The organism is Arthrobacter sp. Y3221160 (assembly GCF_059092585.1).
The window spans coordinates 45,291-64,825 of sequence record NZ_JBNHHU010000003.1 but is presented as its reverse complement, the minus strand read 5'-3'; the positions used below and the strand labels follow the sequence as shown (position 1 = coordinate 64,825).

The window sequence follows — 19,535 nt, the reverse complement described above, 5'->3', positions numbered from 1 at the left end:
GCACGGCGGTGGTATCGGAACCATTGCCTCCAATGCCACCTTTAGATCCGAGGGCAGGAATAGAGCTTAAGGAATCTTTTGCCCTTTCGGTTCCATCGGTTACGAATGACAGTAAAGGAATCATAAGTACCTACGGAACTGTTGGAACTTGGTTGGGAGCAGGCTGTGACCTCATCGGTGGGGTGTCTCGCCGACAGCCCCAAAGGGAGGAAACGGAACCTTTTCCTCTCACAGCTCGAATAGTTCCAAAGGTTCCATTATGGGCAGGAACGTCGAGCAGCCACTTGGTGGGGCAGAGCTCCTGGGGGCCAATAGGTGGCATAGGCTCCATCGGAACCAAAGCTGGTAAAGGCTCTAAAGGTTCCATTAGCGGCCGCTGCGGCAATGGAAACCCCTGTGTTCCCGGGATTATCAAGGCAGGGTGGCCACGCGCACGCTGCTGACGGTTCATGCGCCTCCGAAAGAAGTAAGGCCACTAAAGGTGGAAATGGAGGTGAAGTGCGCAAATGGTTCCATTAGTGGCATTGGCTCCAAGGCCGCGCCCGGGGGATGACACGGAGGGCTTTGCGCAAAGGGTCGTAATGGAACCATTTGCGCCGTTAGTTTCTCCGAGCGACCGGAAAGGGAACCTTTTGCGCCAGCAGTGGCAAAGGTGCCAAAGGTACGATTGGCGTCAATGGCACTATCGGTGGTAAGAGATCCAACTGCGCAAAAGGTTCCATTCACTCCAGTGCCGCCAACGGCGGTAACGGTACTAAAGGTTCCATTTAAGAATCTGTAACAGGCACGGGCGTGGCTACCATGGACGGCGGGGGAGCGCCGATAGTGTGGGAATCGATCGGTGCCGGCCGGTTGACTCTTTGCCACACGTGGGTCTCCTGCCGGCACGCTGCACCAGGAGAGAGGTAATGATTCCCATGCCGGCGAGAATCATAGCGGTCTGTAATCAGAAGGGCGGGGTTGGCAAGACCACCCTTGTCACCGGGTTGGCCGAGGTCTACACCCAAATGATGGGCAAAAAGGTCCTCGTGATCGACGCCGATCCGCAGTACAACACCACATCAGCCCTCGGCCTGTCGGGCCCGGAGTTCACGCTCAACGACGTGCTCTACGGCGACGAGGCGCAGAACCAGAAGATCTTCCCCGGCGTGGCAGCCGACGCCGTCCTGCAGGTGGGGGAGGAGTGGCAATCCCCTAACCATGCCGAGCTCGGCGTGATCGCCTCCGAACGCAACCTGGCCTCGCGCGAACGCGACTCTATGATGGCCCGTGAACACCGCCTCCGGATCGCCCTGAAGGGCGTCGCCGAAGAGTACGACATCGTCCTCATCGACTGCCCGCCCTCGCTGGGGCTGCTGACCGTGAACGCGCTCACCGCGGCCACCCATGCCCTGCTGGTCAGCGAACCCCGCGTCGCCTCGGTAGAGGGGCTGGCCGAAATCGTCACCACCATCGCCGAGGTGCAGGAAAACCTCAACGAGGACATCGACATTGTCGGGGTCGTAGTGAACAAGGTCCGCAAGGGACGCAAAGACCAGGACGCCTGGATCGAGAAGATCCGCACCGACTTCGGCGACCTGGTCCTGGATCCGCTGCTGCCGGACCGCGAGACTTTCGCCAAGGCGCAGGCTGCCGCCCGGCCGCTGAAGTCTTTCGGCACTGAAGCCAAGCTGTTGCGGGCGGACCTGGAGCAGCTGGCGCGTGCAATCTGGAAGGGGAGCGAAGCGTGAGTGTAGACCCCGTGTCCGGGCGGGGCGGCACCCCGGCCCTGGACAAGATCAAGCGCCGCGGACGCTTGGGCAAAGCCTCGAGCCGCAGCGTCATCGAAGACATGAGCGCGTCCTCGCCCATGCAGGAACCGGAACTGGAGCAGCCGGCCGAGAGCCAGCCCCCGGCCCCGGCGCAGCCGGCACCCCAGCCGGTGCCACCGCCTGTCCAGCATCCCGCGCCACAGCCCGTGCAGCAGCCTGTCCAACAGCCTGTTGAACAACCGGTGCAGCCGGCTCCGTTCGTCCACCAGGTGCCGATCCCTGCCGTCCAGCAGATTCCTGCCCAGATCCTGCAGGACGCACCGGCACCCGGGGCTGCGCCGGTCGAAGCCGCCCCGCAGCAGCCGGAGGCTGAGTCGAAGAAGGAAGCGCCGAAGAAAGCCAGTTTCTTTCAGTCGAAGGAGCAAGGGGACCGGATGCGGTCAACCTACAACTCGACCCGGCCGATGACCCGGTACAGGACCCTGTCGGAGTTCATCTGCGCCGCGGTCGAGAAGGAATGCGCCCGGCTGGAGGCCATGTATAACAATGGCGAACCCTACGATTCGGACCCGGACGACGTGCCGCGCGGCCGCCCTGTAGGCGGCTGATCGGGGCACACTGAATCCGAGACTCGGGGGTTACGCGGGATGCTTGTGGCCTTTGCCACAGAGTGTGTTGCGGGGTGCGTCAAAAACCGCCGCCGATTTGGGGCGCCCCTGCCGGATCTACATTTGATTCTGCAGGGGAACGATGCGGACACTCAGCCCGAAAATGCCTTCCCGGCAAAACCAATCAGTCGGGAAGGAAAACCATGGCCATCAGCGCCGTCCGCATCGCCAAAGTCTACCCCTGACGAAGGGACCGACGGCGTATGCCCGTCCTCGGCTGAGATGACCTTCCGCTTCCCGCCGTCGGTCGCTTTTCGACTGGTCGCCCAGAAGGGCTGGGACGCCACCACGGGGATCCTGTGCCCGTCCTGCTGCGTCCGCTCCGTGCTGCCCGCCCCGACGGTCAGCCTGTCGACGGAATGGCAGGCTTCCTGGCGAGTCGAGGATGGCCTCGCCTGCTCCATACTGCCGGAGCCGGTTCTCGGCGGTGTCGCAGACCAGGATGGCCCGGTCACCCTCGGCCACGTCCATTCGGAGCCGGCCCGGACGATGGTGCCAGATGTTCGTTTGCCCGCACAGCGGGAGATGGGCCTCGCTGGCGCTCGGGCTGTAGAAGCGTTTTTTGTTTTTTGGCTGCTGTCCTTCGGATCGTACGTGCCCGCTCCGGCCCGTCCAGCCCCTCCTGCGTCGGGGCCTGCAGGACAGGAATTTTCCCTCCGGCGCTCGTTCCTCGCTTATTTCCTTCAAGTAAATTTCCTGCCCTTTGCCCTGACGGGTGGACGGGCCTGCGACGGGCACAGCTGCGCGATGCTCCGCCAGCAGCCAAAAACAACCGGGGGAGAGGGGAAGCTGGCCGGTCACCATTGGTCGCCCCGCCCGCCACGTCCTCTGCAAAAGGGAGCCATACCATGAACGAGCACATCAAATTCACCGGCCCTGCCGACGTCTTGGCTTTCGTCCCGCACACGCTGGGACAGACCCCCAAGGAGTCCTTCGTCGCGCTGACCATGCAGGGCAAACAGCTTGGCGCGACCCTGCGCGTCGACGCCCCGTCCGGCCTGGAGGCCGTCGCCTACGCCCAGACGATCGTCAGCTACCTGACCGCCGACGAAGCCGCCACCGGCAGCCTGCTGGTCATCTACACCGACGAGAACACTAGCGAAGATGCGCGCCCCTACTCCGGGCAGGTGCAGGCACTGCGCACGGAACTGGAAGCCGCGGGAATGCCCTTGCAGGATGCATGGCTGGTGACCTCGGAACGGTGGCGGAACTACCTGTGCACGGACACCGGCTGCTGCCCGGACCAGCCGCTGGATGCCATCACCACCAGCAACGGCAACGCCGCCCTGATCTACCGGGGCAGTGTTGTCACCGGTTTCCCCGCCCCGGCACCGTTCACCGGAGACGAGGCGGCACGGGCGGCCATCGCAGCGCACAAACCCGACGGCTGGCCCGAAGACCTGGAAGCCAGCCGCGCCGCGTGGGCCAAGGTGCTGGAGAACCCCAAGAGCCTCACAACCCGGACCGCGCACCAGCTGGCCGGAGCGCTGCAGCACCCCGCCGTCCGGGACTACCTGATGGGGGACATCATCACCAACGATGCCGACCAGTTCACCTCCGTCATGCTCGGTGTCTTCGTCGCCCGCCCCAACTGGGCCCGGGTGGACACCGCCCAGGAAGTCGCGTTCGAACTCATGAAAGCGACCCCCGAAGGACAGCGCGCCCCGATGCTGTGCCTGATCGGCTGGCTGGAATGGCTCAAAGGTAAATCCAGCTTCGCCGACCGGTACTTCAAGCTCGCACTTCAGGACGTGGCCGGCTACCGGCTCGCTGAACTGTTGGCCGAGCTGGTCAACCGCGGCCTGCTGGCCGAGTGCGCCCGGGACCCTCGAAAGGCCTATGACCGCCAGCTGAACCGCTAACCCGCAAGGCCGGACCCCGATCAAAAGGGGGTCCGGCCTTCCCGTTGGGGTCTTCCCGGGTGCGGCGGCGGCCTCCCCCGCTTCGCTCCGCCGGCCGCATTGACGCTGCCGCGGGCGCAGCCACTTCCAGCCGGCCCGCAGGAACTGCCGCTACTGTGAAAGGACACTGCCGTCCCACACAGTCAAGGAGCCCCGCGTGGCCGATCACTTCCGCAGGAGCGAAGCCGATATTGTTGCCCCGGATGCGAGCCCCCTTGAAGACATCCTGGAACTGCGCCTGCTGACCGCCGGCCCGGCGACCGGACCGGTAGATTTCCCCGTGGAAGACCACCGGCTCGACGAGCCCTGACCCCGCGCAGCGCTGACGCTGCACTCAAAGATTTTCCTTTGCAGAGGGAAACCCAGGGAAGGGCCGGCACACAAGTGCCGGCCCATCCCCATGCCCGCAGGCCCGGAGAAATGTTGCCGCAAGAACATGGCGGCCGCGACACCGTGCGAACCGCCATGAAGGGGATCCGCCTCCAGCCGGGCCTTTGCGTTTTAGGTTTCGTCGGACACGTTGACCAGATGCCAGCCTTCCCAGCCCGGGTGTTTGCGCACCTCCAAGGTCCGCAATGGCGACGTCGAGGTGGCGCGCACCTGCAGGCGCCAGAACTCGACGTCGACAATGTTCCCCTGCCCCTTCCCGGCAGGCAGGTTGGATTCCCACCAGTTCCACCGGCTGAACCAGTGCAGCGGCTCGGCCGCTACCGGCCAGAGCCGGCCCCGCCAGCGCACCGCCAACGGCACCCCGTGGGGTGTGAACCGGATGTCGACCGGCTCATTGAGCGTCCGCGGGCCTGTTTGTTCCTGTACCGCTGTCATTGGCCTGCGCCGTCCTCTCTCCCAAAGCTGTCTTCCGTACCTGATCGTTCCGCCGCCGCACCGCGGACGCCCACACCCAGGTCACCCGGCGGACCCCTGCGTCCGTCCAGGTGACCTGCACCGCCCGGGACGTCCAGCCGAACGCCTCACCGGCAACCAGTTCGGCCGCACCCGGGAACCGGATCCACGCCCACACCGGGACACCGGGCACCACGCGGGTCACCTTGCAGTGCTCGAAATCCAGTTCCTCCGAGGTCAGCGACACCGGCTCGGCCCGCCTGGTGTAACGGGCCGCCAGCTTCGCCAGCGCGTCCCGATCCATCCCTTAAAAATAGAACACATATTCGAATTAAGCGAAGCGCCAAGACCAACGATGCCCGCGTCTTTGCCCCGGCCATTGAGTCCAAGGTGTGCCTTGTATCGTGGGCTCATGGATGCCAGGCTGCCGGCGACGCTGAGCCTGCCGGTCAAGGTGGCCTTGGCCCGCGCGGTGGAAAAGATGCCGGGCTCCGGCGCGCTGCCCGGCGGGACCTGGTACGAACCCAAATGGGACGGCTACCGCGCGGTCATCAGCCGCGACGGGGATGAGACGTCCATCTGGTCCCGGCAGGGCAAGAACCTTTCCCGGTACTTCCCCGACCTGGTTGAGGCGGCGGGGGAGCAGCTGCCGCCGGGCTGCCTGCTCGACGGGGAAGCGGTGGTCTGGTCGGGGGAGCGTCTGGACTTCTCCGCGCTCCAACAGCGCCTGAGCACGTCAGCGAAAACTCTGCCCGCGCTGGTGCGCCGGGTGCCGGCCCACTACGTGGCTTTCGACCTGCTCGCCGCCGCCGGGCACGACATCCGCAGCGAGCCGTTCCGGGTCCGGCGGGAACTGCTCGAAGAACTCGCCAAAGACTGGGACGAAACCCTCGAACTATCCCCGGGCACCACCGACCCGGACACCGCCGCAACCTGGTTCGAAGAACTGCCCGCCACCGGCATCGAAGGACTCGTCATCAAAGGCGCCGGCCAACCCTACGAGGGAGGGCAACGGAAATGGCAAAAAATCAAACACCGCGACACCGTCGACGTTGTATGCGCCGCGGTCATCGGCCCGCTCACCCGGCCGGAGGCCATCGTTGCCGGGCTGCCGATCGACGGGGAACTGCGCATCGTCGGACGCTCCGCCCCGCTGAAACCGGCGGCCGCGAAACTGCTGGCATCCCAGCTGCAGGCAGCCGGCCCGGATCATCCCTGGCCGCACCGGGTGAAATCCACGCTCATGGACCGGTTTAACGCCGACGCCGGCGAAACCGAGCTGACCTTGGTGGAACCGCTCGTCGTGGAAGTATCAGCGGACACCGCGATGTCCGGGACATCCTTCCGGCACGCCGTACGCTTCCTGAGGGCCCGACCGGAGCTGGATCCGGCATCGGTGACCCATCCCGCGGGAGAAAGGATGCCGTAGATAACCGCTTCGAGGACCCGGGTTATACCCAGTGGGGACAGCTTTGAGCTGTGCGGAGGGCTCCACCTGCCCACCAGTGGGCATAACCCGGGCCCCTAAAAGCCCGGGTCTTCGCTGCGCTACGCCCTTGGTGGGCGTCCGCTGGCGCGGCCGGCTGTTGGGTCCAGTGCCGGCTCCGCAGAGCTCCGCCACCCCTGGCCCTGTTGTGTCTACGACGTTTTCTGGTTGCTGTCCTACGGATTCTAGGCGTCCGCTCCACCCCGTCTAGCCCCTCCTTCGTCGGGGCCTGCGCCCCGGAAATTCCTCTCCGGCGCTCGTTCCTCGCTTATTTCCTCCGAGGATTTTCCCGGACTTGCCCTACGGGTAGACGGGCCTCCGTCGGCCGCCGAGCAAGCAAGCTTGCCAGCAACCAAAAAACAACGAGGGGGGAGCGGGGAAGCTGGCCGGTCACCATTGGTCGCCCCACCCACCACATTCCTCTGCAAAAGGAGTAACACCATGAACGCCATCACCATCGAGACGGTAACCACCGCCGACACCGGCGAGATCATCACCGACGCCCCGGTCCTGCGCGACTACCACGCCGACGGCGGGTACGAGTGGATGGACCTCATCGCCGAACACGGCTGGACCGTGATTCCCAGCTGGGGGAGCGAGGGCTGGGACCTTGGCCAGTGGCCCTACGTCATGGTCGCCGCCATCCGCACCGCCGATTCCATCGGCAACCTGTTCGGCATCGCCACCTACTGCGAGGGCGACGTGGAAACCACCTACTACCGGACCAAAGCCCGGCAGTGGGACGCCATCACCGAGCAGGCATTCTTCCACTGGAAGAACGGGCAGGCCCACGGACCGGCAGACCTGCCCGAAGCCGCCGCGGAACTGCCCAGCCGGTACCGGATGCCCTACACCGTCCACGCCGCCTAACCAGCACCCATGGTGGCCGGACCGCTCAGCTCCGGCCACCAGCCCGTCCCGGCAAAAGTTCGGGCGGGCCGCCGCACGGTGCAGCTGCCGCCGTGCTCCCCGGCGGCGGCCCGCCAATCCCGAAAAGTCCGACGCTCATCACCTTGCCGCCCCGGACCCGCCCCGGGGGCCCTGGCCGGCACGGGAAAAGTCCAACACGCTGCTGGACAAAGAGGGTGCTCGCAGGGCTCGCACTGATTCGGGCGTCCGCTGGCGCGGCCGGCTGTTGGGTCCAGTGCCGGCTCCGCAGAGCTCCGCCGTCCCTGAACCTGTTGTGTCTACGACGTTTTTTGGCTGCTGTCCTTCGGATCGTACGTGCCCGCTCCACCCCGTCTAGCCCCTCCTTCGTCGGGGCCTGCAGGGGCATGAATTTCCTTCCGGCGCTCGTGCCTCGCTTGTTTCCTCCAGGAATATCCCCACCCTTTGCCCTTGCGGGTAGACGGGCCTCCGTCGGGCACAGCTCCGCAAGCTCCGCCAGCAGCCAAAAAACAACGGGGGGAGCGGGGAAGCTGGCCGGTCACCACTGGTCGCCCCACCCACCAGAATCCTCTGCAAAAGGAGCAACACCATGAACACCACACCCACGCTGGAAATGCTCGACCCCAAGACCCTGACCATCGACATCAACGTCCGCAAGGACGCCGCGCTCACCCCCGCCTTCGTGGCCAGCATCAAAGAACACGGCGTACTCGAGCCCGTGATCGCACACCGCAAGGACGACGGCACGGTGCACGTCCTGATGGGACAGCGCCGCACCCGCGCCGCCGTCGAGGCCGAACGCCCTAAGATCCCGGTCATGGTCACCGAAAGCCCCGAGGAAGCAGAACGCATCGTCACCCAGGTGGTCGAGAACATCCAACGCTCCGCGTTGACCGAGGCCGACGAGGCCGAGGCCTACCACCAGCTCTCCCTGATCGGGGTGTCAGCGGCGCAGATCGCCAAGAAAACCGGGCGGACCAAGATCACCGTCGAGGACGCGCTGAAAGCCAAGTCCACCACCGCCGGGGACGCCGCCCTGGGCCGGGGATGCACCATCGAAGAAGCCCTGATTCTGGCCGAATTTGAAGACGACGCCGACGCGACCGAGGAACTTGAATCAGTCCTCGCCGACGAACCCGACATGCTCCTGCACGTCACCCAGCGGCTGCGGGACAAGCGGGACATCGCCGCCGCCCGTGCCGCGCTGATCGCCGAACTCGAAGGCCAGGGCAAGGCCATCGTGGAGGACGCGGGCCACTACGCCGACGAAGACGCCCTGTACGTCTCGGCCGCGAACCGGACCGACGGTGAACCTGCCACCGAGGACGACGCCAACGCCTACATCATCCAGCGCGACTGGCAAGGCAACCACGCCGCCAAACCAGTCATCAACGGGTGGAAGGAACTCGGCTTCACCCCGCGCCACGAACGCTACGACGGCGGCCGCCAGGCACAGTCCGGCCCCATGACCGAGGAACAAAAAGCAGAGCGGAAGACCCTGATCGCCAACAACAAGGCCATGGAATCCGCTGGTTTCGTCCGCCGGGAGTTCGTGAAGAACCTTCTGGCACGGAAGCAAGCCCCCAAGGGCTGGCAGTACTTCACCGTCCACGCCATCACCCACCACCCGAGACCGCCAGCGGCTACCAAGGCGAAGTCGCCGCAGACATGATCGGAGCCAAAACCGAAGACAAGAACGGACGCTGGGGCTGGAACCCCCTCCGCGACCACGTCGCCAACACCACCGCCCGGCCCGAGTTCTCCCTGATCGCACTGATCTGCGCAGGATACGAAAAGACCATCGCCAAGGACTCATGGCGATCACCCCACCAAAGCCACCGCGACTACCTCAACCAGCTGGTCACATGGGGCTACACCGCATCCGAGACCGAACAGCTCATCATCGACAGCGGCAAGGAAACCACAAGCGGAGCCGCCTAAAACACCCTTGCCGGGCGGCGACAAAACCGCCCGGCAAGGCACCAACCACCACAGACTGGCCGGAACCTCCCAAAAGTGGGGCGGTCCGCCGCCAGGCCAAGACACAATAGCCACTCACCAGCGGCGGACCGCCGCTCCACGCGACACAACCCCAAGAACCAATCCCCCGCGGGACCAGGAACAACGACGTTCCCCACCCCCGTGGCAGCATCACCAATAATTCAGCTACGCTGAAACACAGATTTCCTTTGCAGAGGGAAAACCAGACAGGGCCGGCACTCAGTGTCGGCCCTTCTGTTTATGAAACCCGGCAGAAGGAATCCTGCTGGACAAGCGGACTGCTGACTACGCCAAGAGCCCGTCACTCTTCCATTTCAAGGCATACGCCAAATATGGCTCGAGAATGTCTATTTCGCCGGATCTGCGGGAGGTGTATTCGAACAATGGCTGATGCCTGCTGTTGGGCAAGGTCTCGTCCGGAGCGGCGGCCGGCAGCTCGTCATCCTCGGTTTCAAGGTCATCCTCATGCTGAGCACTCAGCTTTCTCGAGGCGATCTTGGTAAGTTGCTTCAACTTGGTTACAAGGTTGAGGCGCGCAAATTCATCGTTCGAACCGTTTGCTAACAGCTGGGTGACAATCGGTTTCAAGTCCCGGACTTTGGTGGAAAGGACAGGACCACCCGCCTTCAATGCCGCGAAGATCAGCTGGTATCCGTCCAGTTTGCGGCCATCCTGCAGATCGAATACCCTCCGGTCCTGGCCTCGAACTGGAGGTCCATAGACCAAGGTCTCCAACCATTCGTAGGCCCGCTCATCTACCTGCTCCTCGAAGAAGTCGGACCAGTCGGCGGGGGCCTGGAGTGGCGTGGGTTGCTCCTGCTCCACTTTGACGTTGTTTGCGTCGCGCACGAAGCTAAGGCACAGAGCTTGCATGAGTTGCGGGCTGCCGTAGCTTTCGCTAGCCAGCGTTTGCGCGAAAACGCCATCGGGATCCAGAAGATTGAGCTTTTGGAAGCCGAGCTTAGCTATCTCTTCCAGCTCGGACAGCGTCCAACCCTCCAGTGCTGCCACCTTGTTTCGACCGATCATGTCCTGGATCTGCGTCACTGCTTCGTTTCGGTGATGAGGCAACGTAATGAGCACTCCTGTGGCCCCGTTTGCGCAGAGACCCTTGAGGCTCGCCACAACGTGAGCGCGCACCGATGGCGGCATGTAGTGAAAGTCGTCGATGATGATCACAGCGGACTGATCGACTTCGTTTAGGGCTCGAATGGCTGCCGTTACAGCCTGGTCCGCTGGAATTTCGGAAGACCAACCTTTGGCAATTACACGGGAGTGCTCGCCGCCAAATTGGCTCTCGGCGCTACCAAGCAGGAGATCGAGTTTCGCCTTGAATCCCCATTTTGAGGTGTCGCCATTAGTCCTATTGCCATTTTGGGTCGTAGGGATGTCGAGTTGAGCTGCTAGCCGTACCCAGAAATCTTTGGTGTCGGTGATCCAGCTGCCGTCAATGTAAAAAGCATCTGGCACAGTCCTACGAACCAGAACTGTTTTTCCCATTTTTGTGGGCCCAACGACGGGGATGAGGTAACCCTTCTGGTGAACGTATTGGCGGATCTGGGCGACTTGGGGAGCGTTCTCCCGTTCGACATGTGTGTGTTCGGAGTCGAGTCCCGGAACAAAGACCTTGTCGACAGCTAGCAAGGGTTTTGGGGTCATGGCTAGAGCCTACGACGGCTTTCACCGGACCTGCGTCTTCGCCCTGGTGGTTACAAACAAAAACAACCGTTCTGAAAGGGGCCTCCCTTAGCACAAGGGTTTGGTCGGATACCTTGAGATGCGAGGGGGTGTCGTTCATGGCCGTAAAAGAAGACGCTGTTAAAAACGCACACATGGTGTCGAAGGGCTATATCCGCGCGTGGGCAGACAAGAGGAACGTCGTCGACGTGCTCGATCTTCAGGAGGGTCGAGGCTATCCCTCTTCTTATCTGAGCGCCACAGTCGTAAGCTACGCCTACGACCCCAATGTCCTCACTCGAAACCTTGAGCGAGACTACTCACTTATTGAGAACGCCGGCACTCCGGCCCTCGTTAAAATGCGCAAAGGGGAACCGTTGACGACGGCCGAAGCGCGCGCTGTGATCGCCTTCCTGGACATGCACCTTGACCGAGGACGATACGCGGATCGAACCAAGGTCCGAGCCCCCGCCGTTGTACTGAGAACAGACGGACGGATTGAACAGACGGAGCTTGCCCTCGGGGACGCGTTGCTCCTGTCGCAGTCCTTCCAGGATGTCCTCAGGCTGACCACGTTGGGACTCGAACAATGGCCGTGGCAGGTGCGAGAGGCAAGGGGACTCGCCACCGGAGACGGCGCGGTCCTACTCTGGCGGACAACCGACGGTGCCGAAATCTCCACCATCTCCTTCCCACTCTCCCCCAGCCAACTACTCGTGATCGGAGAAGATCTCCCAGACGACGTTCCCCATAATCCGCTGCTTGCAGAGAACAGCAAACGGTGGATCGTCGGAGCTAGGGGATCGCTCAATTTCAGCAAGGCTGCGGTCATCGCGGCTAAACGATCTCCAAAATGATCTATCCACATCCCTGATGTCTGTTGCCTGACCATCAAAAAAACGACCGTTTCTGTCACCACTCCGGCGTGGGACACAGGAAACCACTGCTGGCCACAGAAGGGGTATGCGCTCAGCCTTGCAGCTCTTCGTAGACCAGCTCGCTCAGCATCTGGAGCAAGGCATGCATCTTTGTCTTGTCCCCCAGGGCCTGAAGGCTGAGGTTGTAGTGGCTGTCCATGGAGTTGGTGACGGCGTCGCTGACAGCCTTTTCGAGGTGCGGGCTGCTGCCGAAGTGGCTCCGAGAGTTGTTCTTGGCCTGTTTCTGCAGCGTCTCGTTTTTCACCAGCTCCCGCCGCACGCCTTCCACGAAGTGGGCCACGGCGTCCAGTTCCTCTCCTTCGAAGGGCAGGTTGGCCTGCTGGATGACTTCCTTCCAGGTGACCAGGACAGGATCCTTGGCCTGGCCGGTTCCCGGATCAGTTAGGGGCTTTAGTAGCTCACCTTCGCCGGAAAGCTGCAGTTGCGCCTCACCTTTATCCTTGAGCGCGTATTTGGCAAGCACGACGCCGGAGAGATCCAACGCCACCTTGGCGTCGTTCACTCGCAGCACAGGCAGGAGGTGCTTGTAGTAGATTGCGCGCTTCTCCAGGTCGGTGTCGGCGTAGTCGTAGATCTGGGAGAGGAAGTCGTAGGCGCGAACGAAGGAGCCCATATCCTTGCGGAACAGGTCCAGCTCGTCCTCGGCGGCCTTGTTAGCCTCGGCCACGGCTTCGTTGTAGCGGGTGTTGAAGCGGGATTTGGCCGGTGCTACCCAGCTGGACAAGGCGTTGTTGCCTTCTTCAAGCACATAAGACTTCACCAGGCCGTCCACCTCGGAATCGAGGTAGATCTGGGCGGCGTCGAGCTTGGCCTGAAGGTCGTGCACCACGTTGGGGTTGGACACGTCCTCCAGCGCGGCCTCGCGGAAGTAGGGCTGGAACGATGCAAGGATTTCGGCGGGTTCGTTGATGAAGTCCAGCACGAAGGTTTGGTCCTTGCCGACCGCCGTCCGGTTCAGCCGGGAGAGTGTCTGAACTGCGGAGACGCCTGAGAGTTTTTTGTCCACATACATGGCAACGAGCAGCGGCTGGTCGAAGCCGGTCTGGAACTTGTTAGCCACCAGCATGATCTTGTACTCGTCGGTCGAGAACGCCTCCGGCAGTGTGCGGCCCTTCAATCCTGGGTTCATGTTCAGTTCGGTGAATGCCTCAGGACCGGACTCGGCATCGGTTACTTCGCCGGAGAAGGCGACCATGGTGCCTAACTCGGTGTAGCCGGCATCGTTGATGTACTTGTCGATTGCGAGCTTGTACCGGACGGCTTCCTTGCGGGACCCTGTGACAACCATGGCCTTGGCTTTGCCGTCGAGACGCCAGGCGACGTTTTCGCGGAAGTGCTCCACGATCACTTGGACCTTCTGGCTGATGTTGTAAGGGTGCAGCTTCACCCACTTCATCAGGGACTTCAAAGCCTCGGACTTCTCCACTTGGGTGTCTTCCGAGTCGTAGTCCCGGCCTTCGTGGGTCAGCCGGTACGCCACCTTGTAGCTGGTGTAGTTCTGCAGCACGTCCAGAATGAAGCGCTCCTCGATGGCCTGCTGCATGGAGTACAGGTGGAAGGCCTGCGGCAGCCCGTCTGGACCTTTACGACCAAATAGCTCCAGGGTCTTGGCCTTCGGCGTGGCAGTGAAAGCAAAGTAGCTGATGTTCTTCGCGTCTGCACGCTCCGCCATTTCGGCGGCGAGGAAGGACTCAACGTCGAACTCGCCGCCGTCGTTGACGTCCGCCAGTTCCTCCGCAGAGAGGACCTTCTTCAGCTTGTTCGCGGTGGAGCCCGTCTGTGAGGAGTGCGCCTCATCGGCGATAATCGCAAAGTTCCGGCCCTTTAGGGCCTGGGATTCGGCGATGGCCTTCAGCGCGAACGGGAAGGTCTGGATAGTAACGATGATGATCGGCGTCCGTGCCACCAAGGCCGCAGTGAGTTCAGCGGACTTGGAGCCGGCGTTGCCGCGGATGGGAACCACGACGCCGGACTTGTGCTCGATCTGGTAAATCGCATCCTGCAGCTGGGCGTCCAGCACGGTCCGGTCGGTCACCACGATGACGGAGTCAAAGATCTTCTCGTTGCCCGCGCCGTGCAGGGAGCTGAGCTGGTGCGCGGTCCAGGCGATGGAATTGGTCTTGCCGGACCCTGCGGAGTGCTGCACCAGGTAGCGGTGGCCCGGGCCCTCGGTGCGGGCCGCCTCGATGAGCTGGTTGACCACGTCCCACTGGTGGTAGCGGGGGAACAGCAGGGACTTGCGGACTTCCCGTTCACCGGTGACGGGGTTAGTTTTGTCGCTGACCTGCAGGTGCAGGAACTTGCCGATGATGTTCAGCCAGGAGTCGCGCTGCAGGACCTGTTCCCAGAGGTAGCTCGTGGCCGATCCCTTGGGATTGACCGGGTTGCCGGCGTGCCCGTCATTGCCGAGGTTGAAGGGCAGGAAGTAGGTGTCCTTGCCCTTGAGCTCGGTGGTCATCTGGATTTCGTCGTTGCTGACGGCGAAGTGCACTAGGGCGCGTCGGCCGAAGGAGAGCAGCGGCTCGTCCTTGTTCTTGCCGTTGCGGGGGAGCCGGTCCTTGCGGTACTGCTCGACGGCGTCATTGATGTTCTGAGTGAAGTCTGTCTTGAGCTCGATGGTCGCGACCGGGAGGCCGTTGACGAACAGCACCAGGTCAATGCTCTTCATGGTGTCGACCGTGGAATAGTGCACCTGCCGGATCACCCGGAGGCGGACCTTGCCGTACCGCTCCAGCGTCTCTGGGTTCAGTCCCATGGCCGGCTTGAACTGGCACATCTCGAATTTGGCCGCGACGTCCTTGAACCCGGTGCGCAGCACGGAGAGCATGCCGGCTTCCTTGGCTGCCGGCTTGTCCAAAACCTTGCACAGCCGGTCGAGGAGCAGCCGCTGGGCGACCTCATGCTCGGCGGCGGAATCCGTCGGCTTCAGGACCTTGCCCAGTTGCTCCGGCTGGGAGTCCTCCAGCCACCCGAAGACATCCTCCGGGACCAGGGCCCGCGTGGCGTCGTAGAGATCGGCCGCCTTGCGGTGCGGTTCGTAGATCCAGCCTTCGGCCGCGAGAGCCTGGCAGATCTCTTCCTCGAACATCACTTCATTGTGCTGAGCCAAACCTTTTCCCCTTAGAAACTGTCAAGAGTGTTTTGCGGTCACAACTACGCATTTCCTTCTCGGACATCAATTTTTCCTGTTACAGCGGCAGAGATGATGGCGGAACGGCGCTCTTGGAGCAGAGCGATGGCTCCCGTCGCGGCGGCCGTCATCTTGTCTATCTTTGACAGTCGGACAGCGATGTAAGCTGCGATCTCGGCCTGCTCAGAAGCGGGCGGCAGCGCAACGTCCAACTTCTTGAGAGCGGCGCACGTCAACGCCCCTTTGGTGCTGCCGTTCTCATCACTGAGCTGACGCAACCGGTCATACGAGGAACGAAGGAACCAAAGGAGATACTCGGTATTCCACACTGATGGATCGCTTGCCACGTATGCGACATGCTGGTTGATTGTTGCTGGCAAGCGGAGAATGGATGCCATTCCCCTGGTCTTTCCTTGGCCCGTAAGACCGATAAGTAGGCTTCCCGGATTGACAAGAGGGAGGTGGCACTCCGCCCTAGCAGTTTCAGTGACGAATTGGTCCGCGTCCGTGATTTCATCGCGATTTACGTGGCTACTGTTCAACCACGGGATGTTTCCGTCAGTCCAGTAAGCCGCAGTATCTCGGTTAGGTGTGGATCCGTTTCCGATCCTTGCATGCATACCGAGCTGTGGGACGGTCCAATGAGCCGGCACATCGCCCATCCAAGGAACCCCGGACTGTTTCTTTCGGGCGTCGGGATTCCTGCCTTTGGTCACGGCTTGGGTGATGATGGCCTGGCGCTTCTCGGCGAGCAATTCAATGAGCCGCTCCTGCTTGCCGATCAGATGGTCAATCCGAGCCGTTTCATGGTCAAGGAAGTCAACTATCTTGCGTTGAATCTGAAGAGGAGGCCGGGGGACACGTAATTCCCCGAGGATCGTCGCGTTCAGATTGGCCAATCCAGTGCTGGTCGTCGAATAGAAGCCCAGCTGCTCACGGGATTCCTTCGCTTGAAGGACATACCAATAGAACTTCGCATTGTCGGTCGTCGAGATGCGAAGACGCTGCATGAAATTTGAGTAGCAGGGGCGCATAGATGCGACCTCTTGCGTCACGAGCGTTGTTTTTCCGATGTGACTCGAGCTGCCGCTGGACTTTGTAACGAGCAGGTCACCGCAGTGCAGCCTGTACCGCACCGCGTCCCTTTGGTTAAGCTTTCGAGGCGCAGGATCATCTATGGCCCAGTGACCACCAACCGTCTGCTCAGTGGACCGAAGGACGATCGTGTCATCGACTCCATCCGGGTCATCTCCCCAAACACCTCCATCGTTCCTGGAAAGCAAACGCTTGAGGGGAGTATGTGCGTAGCTCATCCTTCGACCTCGGCCAGCAGCGTCGTGATCTCACCGATGAGCTCATTGAGGTCGGCGTCGATCTCGTCCAGCGACCTGGGTGCGACGTACTTGTAGAAGTGCCGGGTGAAGGGGATTTCGTAGCCGGTTTTGGTCTTGGTTTCGTCTATCCACGCGTCGGGGACATGGGGGAGGACCTCCCGCTCGAAGTAGGCGCGAATATCTTCGCCGAGCGGGACGTTTTCGGTGTCGCGAAGGTCCGTGTCTGCTTCGGGCGTTCCCTTCAGGCTTTTACAGACGTCGGCGGTTTCGTCGCGTTCAGAAAGACCTGCCACCACCGCTTTCAGGACTGGGGCGCCGGGCTTCAGGCCGGCGCTGGCGAGAACCTGTTTGAGGACCTTGAGGAAAGCTTCGCGGTTCTTCCAGAGCTTCGTTTCGTCTTCGCCGAGCCGCGTGAGCGTCTTCTTGAGAAGCTGTCGGTCGTCGTCGGACAGTTTCTCGACTGGTTTCTGCGCCAGGACGGCGTCGACCCTCTCCGGAGCGCAGGCGAAGTTGAGCCTCAACGGACGCTCGATCGTGATGGTGGAGTAGCCGAAGTCTCGGTTGTTGAAGATCTTGGAGGTCTCGCCGTCGTCCTCAAAGGCGCCGTAGAGCTGGACAATGCTCGCGATGTCCTTGGGTCCCAGTTCCTTGCGTTTGGAGCCGAGGCTTTTGCGCATTTTTTGGAAGAAGTCGACACCGTTGATGAGCTGGATCTTGCCCACACGCTCCGGGTGTTTCTGCTTCTTGCTGTTGGAGAGGATCCAGATGTAGGTGGCGATGCCGGTGTTGTAGAACATGTCCGTGGGCAGCGCGATGATGGCCTCTACGAGGTCGTTCTCCATGACGTATTTGCGGATTTCGGACTCGCCGGAGCCTGCGCCGCCGGTGAACAGGGGCGAGCCGTTCAGGACGATGCCGATGCGGGAGCCGCCGTCGTGCGCGGGACGCACCTTGCGGATCAGGTGCAGTAGAAACAGCAGCGAGCCGTCGCTCACGCGCGGCAGGCCCGGACCGAAGCGGCCCTCGAAGCCGTACTGCTCGTGCTCCTTCTGGATCTGCGGCTGGATCTTCTTCCACTCGACGCCGAACGGCGGGTTGGAGAGCATGAAGTCGAACTGCTGGCCGATGTTCTGATCGTTGGCCAGGGTGTCGCCGACCGAGATCTTGGAGATGTCCTGGCCTTTGATCAGCAGGTCCGATTTGCAGATGGCGTAGGACTCGTCGTTTATCTCCTGGCCGTAGGCGACCAGGGAGGCGCTCGGATTCAGCGCGTGGAGGTGCTCCTGGGCGACGGTGAGCATGCCGCCGGTGCCGGCGGTGGGGTCGTAGATGGACCGGACGATGCCCTCTTTGGTGAGGACATCGTCGTCGTAGTTCAGCAGGAGCTGGACCATGAGCTGGATCACCTCTCGCGGGGTGAAATGCTCGCCCGCGGTCTCATTCGAGGCTTCAGCGAAGCGGCGGATGAGCTCCTCGAACATGAGGCCCATCTCGATGTTGCTGATGGTCTGTGGGTGCAGGTCGATGCCATCGAAAGCCTTAGTCACGTGGTAGAGCAGGTCCGCACCGTCCAGCTTCTCGAGTGTCCGGTAGAAGTCGAAGCGCTCGAAGATGTCACGGGTGTTCTCCGAGAAGCCTTGGACGTAATTGATGATGTTGGCCTTGACGTTGGTGGGATCGTCCAGGAGCTTGGCGAAGTTGAACTTTGAGGTGTTGAAGAAGCTGTGTCCCGAAGTTCTTTGCAGGAAGGTGTCCAAGGGGATGTTCAGGTTCTTTTTGGCTTCAGCCTCGCTGAGGACCTCATCCTTCGTTTTCTCTAAGACGCAGTCGAGCCGGCGCAAGATGGTGAATGGCAGGATCACCGAGCCATACTGGGCGGGCTTGTAGGTGCCCCGCAAAATGTTCGCGATGCTCCACACCAGGTTGGCGTTGTTGTTGCCTGCCATTGATCCCACTTCCGAGCCACAGGCAGCAGCGGGTCACCAAGGTGCGGCTTGTTAAGGCCGGACCTACGGTCCCCACCGCCATGCAGCGTCCATCGTTCTCGCACGTACTTGCCTTGAATTCTATGGGGAGGGGCCGCTAGAGCCTGCCACGGTTGCAGCTTGGGGATTCGCGCCTGCTAGTCCTCAGGTCATAAACGACCGTTTGAGACCCTGTCAGTTCGACCGCCGCGATCACCCGATAAATGGCCTAGATCGAGCTGTAGGAACTCGTTGCCGGAATCATAGTCAGTCAAAATAAGGGAGAAGGCGTTATTGACCACTGAGAGCGGACGCACTGGATCGAGGCACGGCTTCGCTTCAGAGTGCGGTCGCTTTCTGGCGGAGCGCATAACCTGTGATCTCAACGATGCCGAGTGGGGTTGTTACATTCCGCCGCGTACCAGCAGGTTCTTGTGGAGTTGTCGCCAGCCTTCGCTCAGTTCCTTGCTGGCGTTGTAGTTATCTGCAATGAGCTTCGCACTTACGCCTGTGGTGCCCAGCTCCAACGGGTGCAAGTTGGGAAAGTTGCCACAGCCAGAAGCTCCGGTCTGCGGTTCCGGGGTCTGGATGACTAGACACACGTTGCCCTTCTCGGGCTTGTCCGGCGCTGCGATATAGAACGCGTAGTCGTTCTCCTCCACCAACAGTCGCGTGCTGTCCGGCGCTATGCCCAGCGTTTCGGTGTCACCGGCGAAAGTAGCAGCCGCACCTGCCGGAGCTTCAAGGGCAGCTATCCCAGACTTCGGATCACTAGTGCAGCTGGCCATCGCCAGCAGTACGACGGCACCGGTTGCGAGCTTGGCTGAGGTGCGCATTATGTCCCCGTCTCTGGTGTAACAGCGTTTGTTTCACGCTAGCCGCAGGACTGTGCTGCAGAGTCGGTTTGACGTTACAAAGCAATAACTTCCAAACCGATAGCGATGTAGCTACCAG

The 19,535-nt window shown here is 61.9% G+C and carries 14 protein-coding genes and 1 pseudogene; 8 read left to right on the top strand and 7 right to left on the bottom strand.

All coding sequences use genetic code 11. The features are described 5' to 3' along the window. Window positions 1-908 precede the first annotated feature (908 nt). The 4 genes from AC5RWG_RS16845 (at window position 909) to AC5RWG_RS16830 (ending at window position 4,630) form a co-directional block, all read left to right on the top strand. Entirely contained in the window at window positions 909-1,730 is an 822-nt protein-coding gene (locus AC5RWG_RS16845) for a ParA family protein (protein ID WP_494167465.1), read from the top strand. Further along, the gene (locus AC5RWG_RS16840) at window positions 1,727-2,359 is read left to right on the top strand and encodes a ParB family protein (RefSeq protein ID WP_494167464.1); all 633 of its coding nucleotides are present in this window, start codon (window positions 1,727-1,729) and stop codon (window positions 2,357-2,359) included. Before AC5RWG_RS16845 ends, AC5RWG_RS16840 begins: the two co-directional genes overlap by 4 nt. Before the next feature lie 908 nt (window positions 2,360-3,267). Continuing rightward, window positions 3,268-4,281: a DUF4192 domain-containing protein gene (locus AC5RWG_RS16835; protein ID WP_494167463.1), complete on the top strand. Its 1,014-nt coding sequence runs from the start codon at window positions 3,268-3,270 to the stop codon at window positions 4,279-4,281. A gap of 196 nt (window positions 4,282-4,477) precedes the next feature. Then, entirely contained in the window at window positions 4,478-4,630 is a 153-nt protein-coding gene (locus AC5RWG_RS16830; protein WP_494167462.1) for a hypothetical protein, read from the top strand. Between the two features lie 191 nt (window positions 4,631-4,821). Here AC5RWG_RS16830 and AC5RWG_RS16825 read toward each other — a convergent pair whose 3' ends face one another. Beyond that, on the bottom strand, window positions 4,822-5,145 hold the full coding sequence (locus AC5RWG_RS16825) for a hypothetical protein (RefSeq protein ID WP_494167461.1): 324 nt from the start codon (window positions 5,143-5,145) through the stop codon (window positions 4,822-4,824). Continuing rightward, window positions 5,102-5,467, bottom strand: a complete 366-nt coding sequence (locus tag AC5RWG_RS16820; protein ID WP_494167460.1) for a hypothetical protein — start codon at window positions 5,465-5,467, stop codon at window positions 5,102-5,104. Before AC5RWG_RS16820 ends, AC5RWG_RS16825 begins: the two co-directional genes overlap by 44 nt. Window positions 5,468-5,575: 108 nt before the next feature. Between AC5RWG_RS16820 and AC5RWG_RS16815 the strand changes: the two genes are divergently transcribed. The 3 genes and pseudogenes from AC5RWG_RS16815 to AC5RWG_RS16805 all read left to right on the top strand — a co-directional run bounded on the left by AC5RWG_RS16815 (window position 5,576) and on the right by AC5RWG_RS16805 (window position 9,478). Continuing rightward, a complete protein-coding gene (locus AC5RWG_RS16815) occupies window positions 5,576-6,592 on the top strand; it encodes an ATP-dependent DNA ligase (RefSeq protein WP_494167459.1) in 1,017 nt (338 codons plus the stop codon). 498 nt (window positions 6,593-7,090) lie between these two features. Continuing rightward, on the top strand, window positions 7,091-7,519 hold the full coding sequence (locus AC5RWG_RS16810) for a hypothetical protein (RefSeq protein WP_494167458.1): 429 nt from the start codon (window positions 7,091-7,093) through the stop codon (window positions 7,517-7,519). 607 nt (window positions 7,520-8,126) lie between these two features. Next, window positions 8,127-9,478: pseudogene (locus tag AC5RWG_RS16805) on the top strand (ParB/RepB/Spo0J family partition protein). A 345-nt stretch (window positions 9,479-9,823) separates the two neighbouring features. On the opposite strand, the gene AC5RWG_RS16800 reads toward AC5RWG_RS16805, so the two are convergent. Continuing rightward, window positions 9,824-11,197: a hypothetical protein gene (locus tag AC5RWG_RS16800; protein WP_494167457.1), complete on the bottom strand. Its 1,374-nt coding sequence runs from the start codon at window positions 11,195-11,197 to the stop codon at window positions 9,824-9,826. 137 nt (window positions 11,198-11,334) lie between these two features. Between AC5RWG_RS16800 and AC5RWG_RS16795 the strand changes: the two genes are divergently transcribed. Then, window positions 11,335-12,072, top strand: a complete 738-nt coding sequence (locus AC5RWG_RS16795) for a DUF4238 domain-containing protein (protein ID WP_494167456.1) — start codon at window positions 11,335-11,337, stop codon at window positions 12,070-12,072. 112 nt (window positions 12,073-12,184) lie between these two features. Here AC5RWG_RS16795 and AC5RWG_RS16790 read toward each other — a convergent pair whose 3' ends face one another. From AC5RWG_RS16790 to AC5RWG_RS16775, 4 genes are all read right to left on the bottom strand, one after another. Then, on the bottom strand, window positions 12,185-15,262 hold the full coding sequence (locus AC5RWG_RS16790) for a type I restriction endonuclease subunit R (protein ID WP_494167455.1): 3,078 nt from the start codon (window positions 15,260-15,262) through the stop codon (window positions 12,185-12,187). A gap of 44 nt (window positions 15,263-15,306) precedes the next feature. Then, a complete protein-coding gene (locus tag AC5RWG_RS16785) occupies window positions 15,307-16,596 on the bottom strand; it encodes a restriction endonuclease subunit S (protein WP_494167454.1) in 1,290 nt (429 codons plus the stop codon). Beyond that, entirely contained in the window at window positions 16,593-18,563 is a 1,971-nt protein-coding gene (locus tag AC5RWG_RS16780) for a type I restriction-modification system subunit M (RefSeq protein WP_494167453.1), read from the bottom strand. The genes AC5RWG_RS16785 and AC5RWG_RS16780 overlap by 4 nt, the downstream gene beginning before the upstream one ends. Before the next feature lie 422 nt (window positions 18,564-18,985). Then, on the bottom strand, window positions 18,986-19,417 hold the full coding sequence (locus AC5RWG_RS16775; RefSeq protein ID WP_494167452.1) for a hypothetical protein: 432 nt from the start codon (window positions 19,415-19,417) through the stop codon (window positions 18,986-18,988). Window positions 19,418-19,535: the final 118 nt, after the last annotated feature.